This is a genomic window from Streptomyces sp. NPDC056061 (genome assembly GCF_042266885.1).
Classification (GTDB): Bacteria; Actinomycetota; Actinomycetes; order Streptomycetales; family Streptomycetaceae; genus Streptomyces.
In genome coordinates this window covers 1-15,243 of sequence record NZ_JBHJWQ010000019.1, presented here as the reverse complement: position 1 = coordinate 15,243, position 15,243 = coordinate 1, and the positions used below count along the sequence as shown (strand labels likewise).

Sequence of the window (15,243 nt, the reverse complement as noted above, 5' to 3'; positions counted from 1 at the left end):
CGGTACACAGCGCACGACGTGAGAAGACAAAGTCCCGGTCACGCGGCCGGTACCGGTGGCGGTGTCGCCCCGCTGCCCACCGCCACCCGATCGCGCTCCGCGCGATCCGGCGCCTCCCCCGCCGCCACGTCACTGGCTGCCGTCCAGACGCTCCCGTGCGCAGGCGTCAAGCCACGCTATGCACGCGTTTCTGCTGCCTCGCGTTCTGCGACGAGGGCTGCCGCCCGGTCGAGGAGGAACGGCCTCCCGTTGCGCAGCTGGCTGTGTTTCGGACGCGCCGGGATGGCGTCCAGGGCCGCCCGGTAGAGCAGCCATGCACGGTCACCGGAGGAGTACTCCATGCCAAAGCTGCTGTACGTGCGCAGCGGAACCTGCATCCAGTGGTAGAGGGTGGCGATGACGGAGAACTCCCAGCGGGACATGTCGTGGTCGAAGTCGCTCTGTTGTCGCAGGCGCCCGCGGGCACTGAGCAGGGTCTGCTCGACGATTTTCTCCGCGTGTGGGATGTCGGGCATCTGACCACTGGTGCTGACGGTGACGGCTGAGGCGTTCGCGCTCTCGCGGGCCTTGGCCGCCAGTTCGGCGTAGAGTTCCTCGACGGAGGAGAACTGCGGGGGCCCGGTCAAGGCGGCAGCGCGGTCAACGAGGCGGTCCGGGACCGGGGACCTGGTGAAGGTCACCCAGTGGTCCAACAGGATCTCGTACCAGCCGTGCTCCTCGCGCAGCACGCGTTTGCCGGCGGCGACCGGGAAGCCGTGCAGGTTCGTGGGCACGGGTGCGACGAGGTGGAAGCCCCGAGCGGACATCGACAGCTCCGAATAGAGGATCCCCGGCAGTCGGAGCAGGTCCGTGGCTATGCCCGGCGGGCAATCGGGCTCGATGTCGATGACGATGAGCCCGTCGGTCTGGGCCTGCAGGTAGTAGGCCGCGTTGGCCGCGTTCGGCACCGCGGCCGTGAGCTCGTCGAGGGTGAGCAGACAGGTCGCGTCCGGTGCGAAGGCTCCGCGCAGCGCGCCGACATGGCGGCAGCCCGGGTTGCATCCGTCGATCAGGTGGCGCACGTCGATCGGGGCCTTGTGGTCCGATTCATCGCCGTCGGTACCGAGGTCGCCGAGCCGTCCGGAGATGGTCCACCGACAAGCGGTCCCCAGGGTGCGGATCGCGGGGTTGTCGTAGAAGGCGGAGAACCATGTCCGGGGGCCGGCGGGAGTCATCGTGAGGCGCACACTTTCGTTCTGCGGGCGGGAGGAACGGAGAAATACGAGACCCCCGCACTGCACGGAGGCCAGTACGGGGGTCTCGTCTCTGGCCGGTGTGGATCAGCCCTGGTAGGTGATCCCGACCTGCTGGCCACCAGCGCCGCCGTTCTGGTTGCCCCAGGGGCTCTGGGCGATGGGCGCACCCACGGCCGAACCGGCGTTCTTCAACCTCTCGTTCTCGGCCTCGAGCTCGGCGAGCTTCTCCGCGAGCCCCTGCTCGGTGGTCGCAGCCGGGGCCGGTGCCGTAAGAGCAGCGGCAGCCGGGGCCACCGCGGTGGGAACCGCGGCAGCGGGTGCAGGTGCCGACGGCTGGGCGGCGGGTTCCTGGACGAGAACCGTGGACTGCGGAGCCGGGAAGGCCAGGCCTTCCTGGATCTCGGTTCCGACCATCTCCTGGGCGACATCGGCGGTGGAACCGCCGACCGGGGGCTGCATGGCCTTCGGCGGGGTGTTGAACACGATGCCGCGTGCGGCGAGCTCGCTGGTGGAGACGCCGCCGGCGTTGTAGTAGTGCGGCTCCTCGTTGACGATCACCTGGTCGAGCGCCAGGCCGCGGTTGCTGAAGTTCTTCGGCTTGTAGACGCGCAGCACGAGCGTGACGTTGAGGCCCTGGGCGAGCTCCTGGCCGCTGGTGTCCTGGTCGAAGGTGCCGTCGCCCTTGTCCGACGGGATCGCGATGATCGGCGGGGTGGTGCCCTTGGAATCGATGGAGTAGTTCGCTCCGGTATCGGGGCTCTTTTTCGAGGTGTAGCGGCGCTCGGCGACGAAGATCTCCTCGACGGTGGGATTCTGCGGGTCGGCGAGCAGAACCTCGGCCTCGGTGATGGTCACCGTGGTGTGCGGCTTGCCGACCGGGCTCATGCCGTTCTGGATCTTGCGCTGGTCGCTGGCCTCGAGTTCGGCGCCCTCGATCGGGCGTGTGAGACGCCCGTAGGCGAGGATGCCGCGGACAAGGACATGAGCGCCCTCGGTGAGCTGGTTTGCGGAGACAGAGTAGTTGACCATGGTGATGCTTTTCCTTCTATCTGGGTGACCCAATGGTCTTTCGTCGACCTATCGAAATCTCTCGGACTGACAGCAGACCGACCATCACTCCCCCCATTCTATCTAGTTCAAATGAACTATGAATAGAATGCTCACGCCGGACATGGATGGTCACTCAGGGCCATTTGCAGAGGAGAGGCGGCGGGGATGACAGATGCGATTCAGAAGCCTGAGAGGACCGAGTCGGAGACGACTAGGGCAGGCCAGGTCGGACCTCTGGGTTACGGCCGCGGTCCGGTGATCGCAGCCGGGTTGATGGTCTGCGGTGCGATGCTCTTCGCAGGATGGGGTGTGATGCAGATGGCGCTGACGGGCAACGCCGTGGCAGCTGCGGCCCCCGCCCAGGAGGGAGGCACTGTGACGCTGCCGGACAGGAAGGGCGACGGCACCTCCGGCGCCGTTGACGACAACGGCGCGGGAGAGCCAGCCGGGCCCGCCGGACCCGGGGGCGAGACGGACCGCAAGGAGGAACCCGGGACCAGGGCCTACGTGATCCAGCCGGGCGACACCCTCGCCGGGATCTCAGGTGAGAGCGGGGTCCCGGTCGGACACCTGGTCGAGGAGAACAGGATTCAGGACCCGGATCTCATCTACGCCGGGGCATCACTGCTGATCCCTCCGGTGCGATGATCCAGGAGCCTGCCGCTGCAGGATGGTGGACGAGGCCCCGATGCCGCTGACGTGACGCGGTATCGGGGCTTCGTCCTGTGCTCCCACTCGGGCAGAGGCGATCGCCTGATCCCTCCCGGCTGTACGCGGCACGGTCGTGTGCACGCGAATCATCACCCGGGACCGGCGTGAGCCGGTCCACGCCGGTTATCTCAATTGCTTTCCGTCGGATGCTGTTCGACACCACGCAGCGCTCTCGGGCAATGGGTGGCGCAATCAGACCCCGCCCAGCATGCATGGCGGGGCCCGCGAAAAGGGGAAAATGGCGGTCTATCAGACAACCCCGGATTCCGGAGGTTCGCCCGGCTCGTCCACTGCGGTGGCGCCCCCGAACATCAAGCTGCGGGCCTGACCGCTGGCCAGCATGTCAGCGAGGTGAGCCAGGAACACCGCGCGCTGGGTGGCTCGCCGATCGGCGATCGGATCGTACTCCCGCAGGGCCTGCAAGTCGATGACCCAGCCGTTTTCACGGACGACAGCCTGTTCTAGCCCGGAGCCCACGGGGATCTCCATGCCGGTGAAGTCGTGGTCGAACTCGGGGGTCACGTCGACGCGCTGGCCCGGCTCGTCGACGTAGAGGGTATCGCCGCGGATGAGTCGACCCCTGTGGTCGAAGGCTGAGAGGAACATCCTGTCGGCCCGCGACGTGTTCTCCACGTGCACAGCCATGATGGCCTCGTCCGCAGGGAAGTCCGTGAGACCCAGACGCTCGTGCACCCGGGACCTGGCCTCATAGCACCACATGAGCGTCCGCGCTTCCTCGAACCCTCGGAAATCGTCGGATCCGGGGGCTACGGGCTGTATGGACGTCATGGCGCACTCCTTCGTATGCAAGCCTTGCGCAGGCCCTTTCGCGCCTGCTTCTGCGCTGGCGAGAGCGGGTGCCGGGTGGAGGCTTCCAACCACCTCCGGCATTCGCCTTCTGGTGTGCCCAGCAGATTCGCTGTTGCCCACCTGGCCCACTCACCGCGGGCCTGATCCCCTTGACTGCCGGTGAGTTCGATGCACCTCACTCACCCCGAAATCGGGAATCTAATTGCACCAGCAACGCTACGCATATGCGGTGAGCGACGCCATTACACCTCTGCACAAACCGACTGGTTGGACGTTTCGACCCTGCACCTGACAGTCGCCTGGCAGCGCAGGTGTGCACCCCTCGGGACGTGATCACACCGGGAGTGCACACCCGTGACACGGTTGACCGCCCAGAGTCCCGACCGACCGCCCCGAGGCATGCACATTGAGACCGCTCAGTCGGTTATTAGCAGGGAAGTTCGGCTTGCCTCATATACCAGCAGATCCGAACACGATTCACGATTCACGCAAGCGAATACAGAGAAGCGGTGTGTCGCTTTGAATTCGTGACCCGGCTCATGCCACGACGCGCAGACCGTCATCGGGGCGATCCGCAAGAAGACCGGGGTCGCCCGTAGCAACGTGCAGGGAGACGTGGAGGTCGCGCACACCGGGAAGGGTGGTCAGATCGCGCTGCATGTGGCTCTCAAGAGCGCGCAGATGAGAGCGGACTGTCACCTCGGAGAGCCCGAGCGCGCGGGACGCGGGCTCGACGTGTGTATCAAAGGCGAGCCAGGCACGTGCCGTCCGCAGAAGGTCGCGCCGGTCTGCCTGGGCCGGTCGGACCAGGGTTTGCGCCCATGCCTGCACCTGGGGGGCGGCCAGGAGGCGTGTCAGGGACGGCGGTTCCGTGCTGGTGTGCACGGCCGGAACCGTCGTTTCCCTCTGCGTGACCATTTCCAGGGCGAGAGCGACGGCGACCCGGTCGCCTACGCGTCCGAAATCCCTGTGGAGGAGCTCAGCCGCACGTGCGGTGCGGCGCATGACGGTATTGCGATGCAAGTGGAGCCGACGAGCAGCCACCGTATACGGATAGGCGAGGGCGGCAGGGAGCGTCTCACGCATCAACTCCCACTGTGCTCCGTCCTGCATAAGCGGGCTCAGCAGATGCCGGGCCCAGTGCTGCGCTTCCGCCTGAGGGAGAAGACTGGCGAGGTCCGCCCCCTGCACCGAAAGGGCTACGGGGTCAGGTTGCAATGCGGCAAAGCTCTGCGCAGTGGTTGCTTCGCGAAGCGCATCGGCGAGCAGTGTCATGGAATAGATCCCGCTGCCACCCAGTGACGAGTGGGCTCCGAATGTGCCAGCCAGGTGGGTGAGCTCAGCTGCGACAGCAGCCCCGTTGTCTTCTTCGGAACGTATCGGATGCACGATCAGGATCCTTCGCGCTCTCCGCGAGTCGGGCACAACGAGCGCCTGATGCCCGATGATGGCAGTGCAGCGGCGTACAGCGGCATCCCGATGCGCCTGTTCGGTGTCGATGACAAAGACACGAGCAGTGTCCGGGTCGAGCATCCCGGGCGCCATGCTGGTCATGACACGGCGGGCTTTGGCTACCTCGCCCTCCATAAGCAGCGCAAAAGCTGCACCGCGTGCCGCTCGGGAAGCATCAGCGGCCGCCCGGTACTCGCGGTGTGCCTGGTCCACGAGACCGAGCAGCTTCGCCGCATGGCGCAGCAGTCTCAGATCTTCCGCATCGAACGGAATACGGCGGGCCACGGCGAGTACCGTGTCCACGGCCGACGCCGGGGCCAGCGGAATGAGTTGGGTGTGGGGCCGGGAAGGAGCATCGGACAGACCGGCGTCGACGGACTGTTGGATGACGGCCTGTGCGAGCTGCTCTGCTGCGGTGGCCGGCGAAGCGGCAAGGACCCGCTCCGGCTCACTGACCAGGACCTGAACGTCCAGGACTCGTGCGAGCCAGTCCGCAATGCGCTGCATCGCCTGCGCGTCGGCAAGATGAGCAGGCAATTCCTGGACAAGTGAGCTGAGATGGGACACACGGCGTTCAGCAAGCCTGAGCCGGGACTGCTGAATCTCTTCGTGCAGGCCCTCCCACTTCTCAGCAGGCGCGGCCGTTGTCAGGAGCGGGACATCCAGGCGCCTGGCTTGATCCACGACAGGTGGAGGAAAGGGCTGACAGGTACCGGAATCAGCACTGATGACGAGTCCGGGACTCCTCTTCTGGCTCATATGCTGGAGCAATGGTTCCAGCACCGTCGCGATACGGCCGCGGAACCGGAGCGGCGCCGCACCGGCGATCAGGACGAGGCAGCCATCGGGTAGATTTCTGGGAACACCATCTTTCAGCACCTGCTCTGGAGCCACGGTGACCACGCCGGCAACCTCCCTAACCCCGGCGCGCTTTGGGTCGTCCCATACGAATGTCAGTCGAAGTTCAGGCTTGTCGGCGGGCAGCGAGCCCAGTGTTGGCATCGAGCACTCCTTGGGCTGTCCGGACGAAGTCGCGAATGTGCCATTGACGACTGGCCTGCCAAGGCACACAGGCAGTCACGACTTCATGAAGACGCTCCGGTCTTGCTCGCTCGACGAGGGCTGCACCGCGCAACCTGCGCGGCTGTGCGAGGCGACGTCGCAGAGACACACCGGGTCCCTGCCGCGAATCCGGTCTGCCGGGGTGCTCTGACGTGGCGCACACGGGTACTCCCCCGGCCGGAAATGGAAGTCCGGTCCGGAGAAATGCACCATACAGATGTGCCGCTGGTCCGTCTGATCGCTGCTGTTGACGCCACTTTCCGATCTCCCCCTGTCGGCGCAGCACCTAGCCTGAAGGTGCAGCCGCGGGTCATGCGGCAAACACCGGCCCCTGGTCCGTCAGCCATCGCATCCAACTCATCAGGCCACCACGCTTCATGGCCCAGAAGGGAACCCTGCACCGACACACCACACGGCCATCACAGCCAGTAAGCTGATCATTGCGCAGAGTTTCGTCTCCCCATCGTGATCCTGCCTTGCGCACACGAACGTGTCAACTAAAGTAAACACACACGAGTCCCGACAGAGCGAGAGACCGGTACATGGTCGTGTGCAGTCATCAGCAGGAGGGCTTCCAGGCCATGTCCGACAGCTCCTACCCGTGGTGAGGAGCAACCGCCCGTCCTTGGCGGAGAAGCTGAAGGCCCTCATGGCCGGGCGCGGGGTACGAGGCGGTCGCACGTACACGTCTCGCACACTGTCAGCTTCTGTAAATGCACTGCCAGATGGGTATCCCCGAGTCTCCAACACGGCCATCTTCCACCTGGCCAAGGGTGCGCAGGACAATCCGACTGTCAAGACGGTTGTGGCCCTGTGCAAAGCCCTGGGCGTCCCACCTGCCCATCTACTGCCGCATGAGAGCTATGACGATCTCGAGGCCCTGATCGTTTTCGAGGAACCTCTCGCGCGCCGCGTCCTGGTCCTGCTCAAGGAACTTCCGCACAATGAACTGCAGGATCTCATCGCGGACTTGGAACAGCGTCGGGCCGACCTCGGTCTAGATCAGGCCACCACCAGCGACACCCCCAAGGCACAAGGCAGACACCAACGCCGACGAAGCAGAGACGAGGCCGCGCGATATGCGGCTGACGCACTGGAAGGGCTGTAAGTAGTGGACGGCATAGTCTTCGGGACGTGCACCGTGGCCGGTTTGCTGGTTTCTGCACTCTGCACACGGAGAGCTGTGGGCAATCCACGCGTCTCCACATGGGCCATCGCCATCGCTTTCGGTGTCTGCACACTCGGCGTCCTGTGTGCTGTCCCCGTGGTCGCAAATACGGCGGAGGACATCACAGGTATCGCCAATGTGAGCAAGTTGGTGGCGCACGTCTGCGCGATTCTGTGGTGCGCCGCTCTGCAGATCACGATGGTGGATCTGGCCTACCGGCCCGAGTACCTGAAGTCCGCGATGTTCCAGCGCGGCTTCGCCGCGCTGGTGGAGCTGGCGATTATGGTGCCGCTCTTCCTGGCCACGAACGGGCCCGATGTCGAGTTCACCACTGCCTACGCGGATAATTTTAAGGTCGCCGCCTACCTGCTCATCTACCTTTCATACGTCCTGGTCACGTGTGGCGAACTCACGTTCATGTGCGGCAGAACGGCCCGGCGTAACTGGGGGATCCGCCCGTGGAGTGGCGCCGGCTTCGCCATGTCCTCGGTAGCTGCAGCTCTGGGCATGGCGTACACCTTCTGCAAAGGGTCGTACATCATCTTCTACACCCTCAACAGCCCGTGGCCGCTGAAGACCGAAGAGATTCTGAGCCCCGTCCTGAGCGGGCTGGCAGTGCTCGCACTCTTCTCCGGCCTGACACTTCCCATGATCGGCTCCGTACGTGAGCGTCTACGCCAGAAAAGGCTACGGCCGTCGGTTGGCGATCAGTGGTCGTGAGTACGGCTGAGTCTGGTGGCCGACGAAGGCCCCGGAGACTTTCCGAGGCCTTCGCCTCAAGGGACTGGTCACTCGCCGGGGCTGATGTTGTGGACCTCAAACCACATTTCGCAACTTGGTGTCCACGTACTGAACCCCGGGGGCGTCGGTGTTCGCGCTCATGGGAGGCAGCCTGTGTCCGCGAGCAGGAGCCGCGAGGGAGGCCGGGCCGGTACCGGGATGCTGTTCAGGTGCTGAGAGGCATACTGCGTTCGGTCGTCGGCGGGGTCTTGTAGTCGGGGTCGTCCGTGGCTACCAGTTCGGCGTCCTCTCGGTTCAGCAGGAGGAGCAGCGTGCCATTGATGCGGGGCGTGATCTGCTTGATCTCGTGGCCGGGCTTCCCGTCGGCCGGGGCGAGAGCGGCATGCGCCGCCTCGTAGGAGGGGGCCTTGACGGTGATCGTCACGGTGGCCGGAACATTCAGGGTGTAGCTGTGCAGGGGCGGCAGGTCGGCGACCTGCTTGCGGTACGCCTTCAGCTTCTTCTCGTAGGCGAGCATCGCCTTGACGTAGGTCTCGACCCTCTCACGGTTCTCGGGCCGGGCGATGTCTCCGACCCTGACCCACTGCGGCACCTCTTCGCTGTTGGGGTTGGGTGTCGACTTGTAGACCGCGTCCTTCGGTGCCTGCTCGGCCTCGGCCTGACGGCAGCGCTCCTTCACGAAGTCGGTCGAGGTGGCGCCCATGCCGACGGACCAGGCGACGATGTGCCGGTAGCCCCGGTGGTCCCGGGGGCTCGTCAGGTGGACCATCGCGCCTCCGAACGGCGCTTCGAAGACTGGTGCGTCGGTCATCGCTGCTGTTCCTTCGCGGGCATGGTGGGCGGGGTGAATGCGCTAATGGCTGCCTCGGCGACCAGGCTGGAGAACACGTCGGGCAGGCCCCATTCGTACTCGGTGACCTTCTCGTCGTAGTGCTTCTGGCTTACACCGGGCCGCAGCTCGCCGTCCGTCAGCAAGGCGTTGAAGCGGGTGACCCACAAGTGCTCGTAGCGCAGCGCTGCGGCGAGGGCCGGCCGCATCGGGGTGCCGGGGACACGCTCGAAGCGGGTACCGGTCACCAGGTACTTGAGGGGCTCGACCTGGTCGGGGCGGTAGAGGTGGGCGACGCCTTCGGTGACGGAGAGCAGCAGGCCGGTGGCGGCCTGCTGCTTCCAGAAGACATTCAGGGTGCTGCCGACCAGGGCGTTCTGCTGTTGTTCGGAGAGGTCGACGAGCCAGCCGGAGGTGGGCGGTTCGTCCCGCTCCGGCTGTCCGCTTCTTGGCACGGGCATGCGTGGATTTCCTTTCGGATAGCAGGGTGGATTCGGGCGCTCGGCAATGACTGCCACGCCCCCGCAGGGGGGACCGACACGGCTGAGGGGTCACGCGTCGGGCTGGTACAGCCGGGGTCGGCCTTGATGGATCTCCAGTACGGTGCCGACCGCGAAATCCGGGGCCAGGCCGAAGGGTTCGCGCAGGCACTTGCGGCACTCCTCGCTCTGCTGCTCCTAGTCAGGCCGGTACCAACCCTGCTTCGTCAGCAGAACGGTGATCTTCTCGGTCACCTCGTCGCGAGTGACGGTCAGGTCGACGACCTTGCCCCGGGTGGTGTGGCGGCCGGAGGAGATCCCTACGAAGCTGGCGTTCGCGCCGATCGCGAGGATCTCCCCTGCGTCGGTCCAGGAGTAGTCGGTGTCGGAGTTGCGGTATATCCCGTCGGAAGCAGACACGACGAGATGCATATCGGGGTCATTTCTGACTGGGCTGTTTGCGGCCGAGTTCGATGTCGACGGCCCACTGCTTCGTGGTCACGCCGTAGTCCCCGGAGCGAGGAGGCACCGGTGGAGGTAGTTGGTGAGCTGTTCGTCGCCCTCGTAGCGGACCTGGAAGTGCCCGCGGGAGGACATGACCAGGGCGGTGGCCCCGGTTGCCACGTTTGCGGTCGTAGACCACGTCGTGCGTCGGGATCAACTTCCGGCCGGTCTTTACGCCGTACAACGATCCAGAAGGACATGACGAAGTCCCACACGTAGCTGAACTTCTGGCGACTGGAAGTAGCGCAGGGAGAGGTCCAGGCGAAATGTAGGGCCCATTCGATTGATGGGATTCCCTATTCAGCGGGCGCGGCGGCACTAGGTGGACGAATCGAGTGCTTCGCTGCGTCGTCGGCCTTGATGTGGGCCCACCAGCCGCCTGCCTGGTGGGTTGTATCGCGGACCCACAGGTGCACGGCATTGGCGGCGACCTTGTCGACGGTGCCGAGGTAGCTGACAGGCAGGGCCAGCGGGTTGCCGTAGTGGTCGTGATGCCACTCGAATCGGCGGATCATTCCCACGGCCAGTCCGGCGAAGGGCGACTCGATGGTGGTGCTGTAGCGGAAGTGTGTGGTGAACATGGGGAGTTCGGTCACAATCCCGGTCGAGTAGTCGCGCAGCGCCACCGTTTCGGCGGTCGGGTCGAGGCTGATGAACTGGCCACTGGCCTTCTCTCCCTCCCGGCCGAATGGCAGGGCCACCAAATGCTTGCCAAGGTACGGCAGGAGCTGCTCCGGTGAGGCGGCGTTTGTGATCCAGACATCGGTCCGAATTTCGGGCACGGAAATTCCTCCTTATTGCACGGGCACACAGATGATCAGGTCGCAGTGAATTCCTGCGGGCTGACCATCAGTGAATCCGCACGAATCGGAATGCGCTGCCGGCCGTAGGGGGCCGGCCTCCCGATCTGGGCAGATGCTGGCCGGGATCAGGCGGCCTTCGCCGCCGCCTTCGGGGAGTCGATAACGACCGGCATCTGCCAGACCAGCGGGCCGTCGTGGAAGGAGATCCGGACCGGCTTGTTGTGGCCGTAGAACTTGAGCTGGGCCGGGGTGTTGGCCGTGGCGAGCTTCAGCTTGCCGATGTGCCCGAGGAAGGTCGGGTTGAGTGCGATGGCCCCGACGTCCGTGGCCGTGTCCTCCGAGGGCATCAGCTTCCGCCACTTCGGAAACGCGGCCTCCTCGAAGCCCAGGGTGATCTCGACGCCGCCGGCCTGGACCTTCAGCCGCGTGTCCTCCACGGTGAGCATCACCTGACCGAACCTGCCTGCGCCCTTGAGGAGGTCCGCGAGCCGCTTGGCGTCGTCGTGGGCCAGCAGGAACCCGAACTCGGTCTTCCCGGACACCAGGGTGTGCTCGACAGTCTCGTTGAACAGCCGGTACCTGTCGCTGGACACCAGGACCAGCGTGCCGTCCTTGTCGCGCTCGAAGCGGACCGCCCGCAGCGCCGGGATGTTCTCCTTGGCGGCGATCGTGAACAGCAGGGCGTTGGACACGGCCCGGTGCAGCCCCTACGGATCGTCCAGGCGGATGACGGGGGCGGACGTCTGAGCGGAAGGAGCGGCCTCGATGGCGGTAATGGTCATGACAAGCTCCGATTTCTTCATTCTGCGCACGAAAAAGCGGCTACCGGTTGGCGAGCCGCTGTGTGTTGCTGGTGTGCCCTGGGCCTTGCCCCGCACGTGCTACTTGATGTCGACGCGCTCGCCGTCGACCAGCCGGAACGGCTTCGACAACCCCTCTTCGCCGACCTCGGTCCAGAAGGTGGTGTAACCCTCGGTCGCCCACAGCTTGATCAGGGCCTCGCCCCGCTCGACACTGGCGCACCGCTCCTCCTTGCGGCTGCTGGAGCTGCCGCCGATGCGGGCGATAACGAGCATGGACTGGGGATCGATTCGGCGTGCCATGGGGTACCTCTTCCTACAGCTAGTTCAACGGGTAGTGGATGGTGCCGGAGGCCGGGGTCGCCTCGCGCCGCTCACTGGTGGCCGCACCGGTGCTGGACCAGCGTCAGGAACTCGACGCTGAGCGTGTTGCGGACGACGCCGAGAACGCTGTCGTCGTGCCGGTCACGGATAGCCTCGTAGCCGCCGCCGACGCCGGCCGGGCCGAGGTAGAAGCGGTGCCCCCCATACTCCGCGAAGGCGCAGTTCCCGGGGCTCGGGTCGTCGCAGTTGCAGATCGGCATGACGTCCTGGAGGTGCACGTTCTCCGGCTGTGCCTCGCCGGTCGGCAGGTATGCGATTGCGAGCATCCTGCGGATGACCTGCTTCAGCTCGTCCATGTCGCCCGGTCGCGTGAGGTCAGCCGAGTCGACGAAGCGCTCGACGGTTTGCTCCTTCCCGGTGCCGTCGGCTCGCGACCACGTCAGGCGGTAGCGGGTGAGCACGGATTCAGGCGTGATACTCATGCGTTCGGACCCTTCAGAGGAGCTGTTTCTGCTGCGTCCCTTTGGACGCATGGCGCCCCGTCCCGGAATCGAACCGGGCGGAGGAACTCGTTCACGGGGCCCGGCCGTATTCCGGCCTATTCAGTTGTGGGTGTGCCGCCTACTCGGTGCCGGCCGGCTCCTCCTGATGCGGCTCGAAGTGCTCCAGGAGCTGCGCGAAGCTCTTCGTGGCGGTGTGGGCCTGGAAGCACGCCCACATGCCGACCTCCGGCGTCGCGGCGGTACCGATCGACTTCTGGCCCACGCGGACGTCATAGCGGCCGTCGTCCCGGTGCTGGAGGTAGCCGATGCCCGTGCCGATGCCGCGTGTGTTGAAGTCCACGAGGAAGTCGCTGCTGTCGCGGAACGGCATCAGGGACACGAGCACGCCGGTCTCGGGGATGAGCGAGGGGCAGATCTCGTAGGACTGGGCGGTGCCGACCCGCTGGGAGATGCGGTTGAGGCCCTCGCACTCGCAGTCGTTGTTCACGCAGCAGCCGCACCGGGACATGTCGACCGGGCGCTCGTCAACCCCACCGAGCTGCTTGCCGGCCGGGCGGCTGCGGAGCGACTGGGCCGGCGGAGCGAACCAGTACAGGGCCTCGGCCGCGCTCGCCTTGGACCCGAAGCCGGGCATGGCGATGTTGGGAGCACCGTTGCGCGTGCTCCAGTCCGCGACCCACTCGCCTCCGGCGGTCAGGTAGACCGTGCCGAGATAGGCGTCGTCGATGTCGGCTGACCTCTTGCTGTAGACCTGGAAGCGCGTCGGCTCCTCGCCGGGCGGGGTGGTCGGGTGGTAGATGAACTCGGGCTTGGGCATGGCTGAACTCCTACTCGAAGATGCGGGTCTGGAGCTTGATGTGGCTGATCGGACCGAACGCGTCGCAGATGGCGCCGACCGTCTCGGCCCACCCCCGCACGCCCGGGACGCGGAGGATTTCGCGGATCGAGCCCCCGGGGGTGTAGAGGATGATCAGCTCGCGGTCGGCGATGTTCGCGTGGCCGGGCGTCCAGTGGGCGGAGTACGCAGCCCCGGAGTCCGTCACCCGGCCGTGGAAGTAAAAGACGGCCTGGTTGTAGGGGTCGAGGTAGGGATCGATGATCTCCGGCTCAGGGCGGCCACGGTTGGGCAGCTTCTCGGCCCCGAAACGGCCGCCGAGCAGGTCATGCCGCACGCCGTACTCACGGTCCCGGAAGGTGAAGTAGGCGGCGTAGTGCGGGTCATCGGTGACCGCCCGCCAGTCCCCGATGTGCGTGTGCAGGTAGCCGACGGCGTAGTCCCACCACAACTGTGCGGCCTTCTCGGCCCTGCCGAGGCCGCTCTGGAGGAACTCGCGCGAGTAACGCAGCACGGTGATGGACTCCGGGCGGCCGGGGCAGCCGTTCGTCTGGAACCGGAACCACGTCGGGGTGCCGGCCTTACCGCAGTCGAAGCACCGGGACTCATGCTCCGGGTCCTTGATCAGCCGGTGTCCTTCGACGATCTCGATGAACGCACTCTCCGGCATGTACACGTGCAGCGGGACGACGCGGGCCTTCAGCGCGGGGCGCCGCTCGTAGGCTCGTCCGCAGGGCTCGCACACCGGGTCACGGAAAGGCGTTCGGGCCCCTTCGTCTTCGCTGATGGAGCCGATCAACAGGTGGGTTGCGGTACCGAGGCAATCGCCCTCGACGTCGGTGCCGGACACGGTGGTGCAACGCATGTCAGTTTCCCTTCTTGGTCATGCAGCGGGGTGCGCCGATGAGGTCGGCGTCGTGCCCTTTGAAGCCGCAGCGTCGGCATTGCCATGCGAATGCCTTCTGGTCGTCGTCGGAGCAGGGGACGATCTCCCGGGTGTTGATCAACCGGTGGTCGCGGAAGATGCGCAGGCCGTCTTCGTCGCGCTTCTCGTAGGCGTCCACTCTGGGCATGCGTACGGTCAGGTCGCCCGCGCGCCAGAACTCGAAGTCGAGGAGCCACGCGTTGTAGGTGCCGGGGTCGCGCTCGCGCAGCTCGGCCGCGTACCGCTCGAAGACGGGGCGGATCTTCTCGGCCTCGGCCTTGGTGGTCGGCCGCAGGAACTCGCCCATCGGTCCCTTGCCCTGGGGCCCGTAGTTCTTGATTGGAGCGCCCGGGGTGGACTGGTAGGCCGCGAGCTGGAGGTTGAGCATCAGGGTCTGCAACGTGGGACGCATCAGCCCACCGCCTCCCAGCTCTCGAAGACCCGAGCGGACAGAACACCGGTCCTCTGGAGGTGCTTGGCCAGGGAGGAGGCGTGCTCCACCAGGCGGTCGCCGACCTCCTCCGCGTCGACCGCGCCGCTGTTCCACTCGGCGCAGTCCTGCTTGATCTTCTTGACCAGGTCGGTGGCGTACTCACGGCTGGCCGGGACGACGGCCACCGAGCCCTCCTTTTCGACGACCAGGCCGAACGACTCGGCGATCCGCCAGCCGTAGTGCCTGCGGGCGTCGCCCTCGTCGGACCAGTAGACGCCGGAGGACGCGTTGTGGACACCGACCACGTAGGGCTCGCCGCAGTGAGCGCCGTGGGCTAGGAGGAGGATCCGCCCGTCGGGCTGAAGAAACGACTCCTGGACGTCGTAGGCGCCGTACCGACGGATGAGTTCGACTTCGCCGGTCACGAGATTCAGGTAATCGTGGGCCGTGCGGAACTGCGTGGCGCACATCTCGTACTTCATGACTAGGGTCTGTTTCTTGGATCATGTTCGGAGCCAGATCGCGAGGGCCGCGAGGGTGACGGTGCCGAGGTAGATGTAGGCGCGTTTCTCGTAGCGG

At 65.8% G+C, this 15,243-nt stretch carries 19 protein-coding genes; 3 read left to right on the top strand and 16 right to left on the bottom strand.

The window, feature by feature from the left end; translation table 11 throughout:
• Positions 1 to 176 precede the first annotated feature (176 nt).
• On the bottom strand, positions 177 to 1,214 hold the full coding sequence (locus tag ACFC79_RS24755) for a hypothetical protein (protein WP_376243722.1): 1,038 nt from the start codon (positions 1,212 to 1,214) through the stop codon (positions 177 to 179).
• Between the two features lie 105 nt (positions 1,215 to 1,319).
• Entirely contained in the window at positions 1,320 to 2,264 is a 945-nt protein-coding gene (locus ACFC79_RS24750; RefSeq protein ID WP_376243720.1) for a hypothetical protein, read from the bottom strand.
• A 186-nt stretch (positions 2,265 to 2,450) separates the two neighbouring features.
• Here ACFC79_RS24750 and ACFC79_RS24745 point away from each other — a divergent pair, with 186 nt between their 5' ends.
• Positions 2,451 to 2,933 carry a LysM peptidoglycan-binding domain-containing protein gene (locus tag ACFC79_RS24745; RefSeq protein WP_376243717.1) on the top strand — a complete coding sequence of 161 codons (483 nt, stop codon included), beginning with the start codon at positions 2,451 to 2,453 and terminating at the stop codon, positions 2,931 to 2,933.
• A gap of 312 nt (positions 2,934 to 3,245) precedes the next feature.
• On the opposite strand, the gene ACFC79_RS24740 is transcribed toward ACFC79_RS24745, so the two are convergent.
• Together ACFC79_RS24740 and ACFC79_RS24735 are read right to left on the bottom strand one after the other, a co-directional pair.
• Positions 3,246 to 3,785, bottom strand: a complete 540-nt coding sequence (locus tag ACFC79_RS24740) for a hypothetical protein (protein WP_376243714.1) — start codon at positions 3,783 to 3,785, stop codon at positions 3,246 to 3,248.
• 558 nt (positions 3,786 to 4,343) lie between these two features.
• Complete coding sequence (locus tag ACFC79_RS24735; protein WP_376243713.1) at positions 4,344 to 6,260, bottom strand: helix-turn-helix domain-containing protein; 1,917 nt, start codon at positions 6,258 to 6,260, stop codon at positions 4,344 to 4,346.
• A gap of 685 nt (positions 6,261 to 6,945) precedes the next feature.
• Between ACFC79_RS24735 and ACFC79_RS24730 the strand changes: the two genes are divergently transcribed.
• Positions 6,946 to 7,428, top strand: a complete 483-nt coding sequence (locus tag ACFC79_RS24730) for a hypothetical protein (protein WP_376243710.1) — start codon at positions 6,946 to 6,948, stop codon at positions 7,426 to 7,428.
• 75 nt (positions 7,429 to 7,503) lie between these two features.
• Positions 7,504 to 8,208 carry a hypothetical protein gene (locus ACFC79_RS24725; protein WP_376243708.1) on the top strand — a complete coding sequence of 235 codons (705 nt, stop codon included), beginning with the start codon at positions 7,504 to 7,506 and terminating at the stop codon, positions 8,206 to 8,208.
• Between the two features lie 226 nt (positions 8,209 to 8,434).
• On the opposite strand, the gene ACFC79_RS24720 is transcribed toward ACFC79_RS24725, so the two are convergent.
• The 12 genes from ACFC79_RS24720 to ACFC79_RS24665 form a co-directional block, all read right to left on the bottom strand.
• Entirely contained in the window at positions 8,435 to 9,040 is a 606-nt protein-coding gene (locus ACFC79_RS24720; protein ID WP_376243706.1) for a hypothetical protein, read from the bottom strand.
• Positions 9,037 to 9,519, bottom strand: coding sequence for a hypothetical protein (locus ACFC79_RS24715; protein WP_376243705.1), 483 nt, complete (start codon positions 9,517 to 9,519; stop codon positions 9,037 to 9,039). Before ACFC79_RS24715 ends, ACFC79_RS24720 begins: the two co-directional genes overlap by 4 nt.
• Positions 9,520 to 9,735: 216 nt before the next feature.
• Positions 9,736 to 9,957: a hypothetical protein gene (locus ACFC79_RS24710; protein WP_376243702.1), complete on the bottom strand. Its 222-nt coding sequence runs from the start codon at positions 9,955 to 9,957 to the stop codon at positions 9,736 to 9,738.
• A 78-nt stretch (positions 9,958 to 10,035) separates the two neighbouring features.
• Positions 10,036 to 10,161: a hypothetical protein gene (locus ACFC79_RS24705; RefSeq protein WP_376243699.1), complete on the bottom strand. Its 126-nt coding sequence runs from the start codon at positions 10,159 to 10,161 to the stop codon at positions 10,036 to 10,038.
• A gap of 176 nt (positions 10,162 to 10,337) precedes the next feature.
• Positions 10,338 to 10,823, bottom strand: coding sequence for a hypothetical protein (locus tag ACFC79_RS24700; RefSeq protein WP_376243697.1), 486 nt, complete (start codon positions 10,821 to 10,823; stop codon positions 10,338 to 10,340).
• Between the two features lie 146 nt (positions 10,824 to 10,969).
• Positions 10,970 to 11,536: a hypothetical protein gene (locus tag ACFC79_RS24695; protein ID WP_376243694.1), complete on the bottom strand. Its 567-nt coding sequence runs from the start codon at positions 11,534 to 11,536 to the stop codon at positions 10,970 to 10,972.
• Positions 11,537 to 11,725: 189 nt separating this feature from the next.
• Positions 11,726 to 11,947, bottom strand: coding sequence for a hypothetical protein (locus tag ACFC79_RS24690; RefSeq protein ID WP_376243692.1), 222 nt, complete (start codon positions 11,945 to 11,947; stop codon positions 11,726 to 11,728).
• Positions 11,948 to 12,018: 71 nt separating this feature from the next.
• Positions 12,019 to 12,450, bottom strand: coding sequence for a hypothetical protein (locus ACFC79_RS24685; RefSeq protein WP_376243689.1), 432 nt, complete (start codon positions 12,448 to 12,450; stop codon positions 12,019 to 12,021).
• 139 nt (positions 12,451 to 12,589) lie between these two features.
• The gene (locus ACFC79_RS24680; RefSeq protein ID WP_376243687.1) at positions 12,590 to 13,288 is read right to left on the bottom strand and encodes a hypothetical protein; all 699 of its coding nucleotides are present in this window, start codon (positions 13,286 to 13,288) and stop codon (positions 12,590 to 12,592) included.
• A gap of 10 nt (positions 13,289 to 13,298) precedes the next feature.
• On the bottom strand, positions 13,299 to 14,171 hold the full coding sequence (locus ACFC79_RS24675; protein ID WP_376243684.1) for a hypothetical protein: 873 nt from the start codon (positions 14,169 to 14,171) through the stop codon (positions 13,299 to 13,301).
• A 1-nt stretch (position 14,172) separates the two neighbouring features.
• Positions 14,173 to 14,643: a hypothetical protein gene (locus ACFC79_RS24670; RefSeq protein WP_376243682.1), complete on the bottom strand. Its 471-nt coding sequence runs from the start codon at positions 14,641 to 14,643 to the stop codon at positions 14,173 to 14,175.
• Positions 14,643 to 15,146 carry a hypothetical protein gene (locus ACFC79_RS24665; RefSeq protein ID WP_376243679.1) on the bottom strand — a complete coding sequence of 168 codons (504 nt, stop codon included), beginning with the start codon at positions 15,144 to 15,146 and terminating at the stop codon, positions 14,643 to 14,645. The genes ACFC79_RS24670 and ACFC79_RS24665 overlap by 1 nt, the downstream gene beginning before the upstream one ends.
• Between the last annotated feature and the right edge of the window lie 97 nt (positions 15,147 to 15,243).

Bases quoted from the DNA above. Each gene is read 5' to 3' on its own strand.
- ACFC79_RS24755 (WP_376243722.1), bottom strand. From the start codon at position 1,214: ATGACTCCCGCCGGCCCCCGGACATGGTTCTCCGCCTTCTACGACAAC.
- ACFC79_RS24750 (WP_376243720.1), bottom strand. From the start codon at position 2,264: ATGGTCAACTACTCTGTCTCCGCAAACCAGCTCACCGAGGGCGCTCAT.
- ACFC79_RS24745 (WP_376243717.1), top strand. From the start codon at position 2,451: ATGACAGATGCGATTCAGAAGCCTGAGAGGACCGAGTCGGAGACGACT.
- ACFC79_RS24740 (WP_376243714.1), bottom strand. From the start codon at position 3,785: ATGACGTCCATACAGCCCGTAGCCCCCGGATCCGACGATTTCCGAGGG.
- ACFC79_RS24735 (WP_376243713.1), bottom strand. From the start codon at position 6,260: ATGCCAACACTGGGCTCGCTGCCCGCCGACAAGCCTGAACTTCGACTG.
- ACFC79_RS24720 (WP_376243706.1), bottom strand. From the start codon at position 9,040: ATGACCGACGCACCAGTCTTCGAAGCGCCGTTCGGAGGCGCGATGGTC.
- ACFC79_RS24715 (WP_376243705.1), bottom strand. From the start codon at position 9,519: ATGCCCGTGCCAAGAAGCGGACAGCCGGAGCGGGACGAACCGCCCACC.
- ACFC79_RS24690 (WP_376243692.1), bottom strand. From the start codon at position 11,947: ATGGCACGCCGAATCGATCCCCAGTCCATGCTCGTTATCGCCCGCATC.
- ACFC79_RS24685 (WP_376243689.1), bottom strand. From the start codon at position 12,450: ATGAGTATCACGCCTGAATCCGTGCTCACCCGCTACCGCCTGACGTGG.
- ACFC79_RS24680 (WP_376243687.1), bottom strand. From the start codon at position 13,288: ATGCCCAAGCCCGAGTTCATCTACCACCCGACCACCCCGCCCGGCGAG.
- ACFC79_RS24675 (WP_376243684.1), bottom strand. From the start codon at position 14,171: ATGCGTTGCACCACCGTGTCCGGCACCGACGTCGAGGGCGATTGCCTC.
- ACFC79_RS24670 (WP_376243682.1), bottom strand. From the start codon at position 14,643: ATGCGTCCCACGTTGCAGACCCTGATGCTCAACCTCCAGCTCGCGGCC.
- ACFC79_RS24665 (WP_376243679.1), bottom strand. From the start codon at position 15,146: ATGAAGTACGAGATGTGCGCCACGCAGTTCCGCACGGCCCACGATTAC.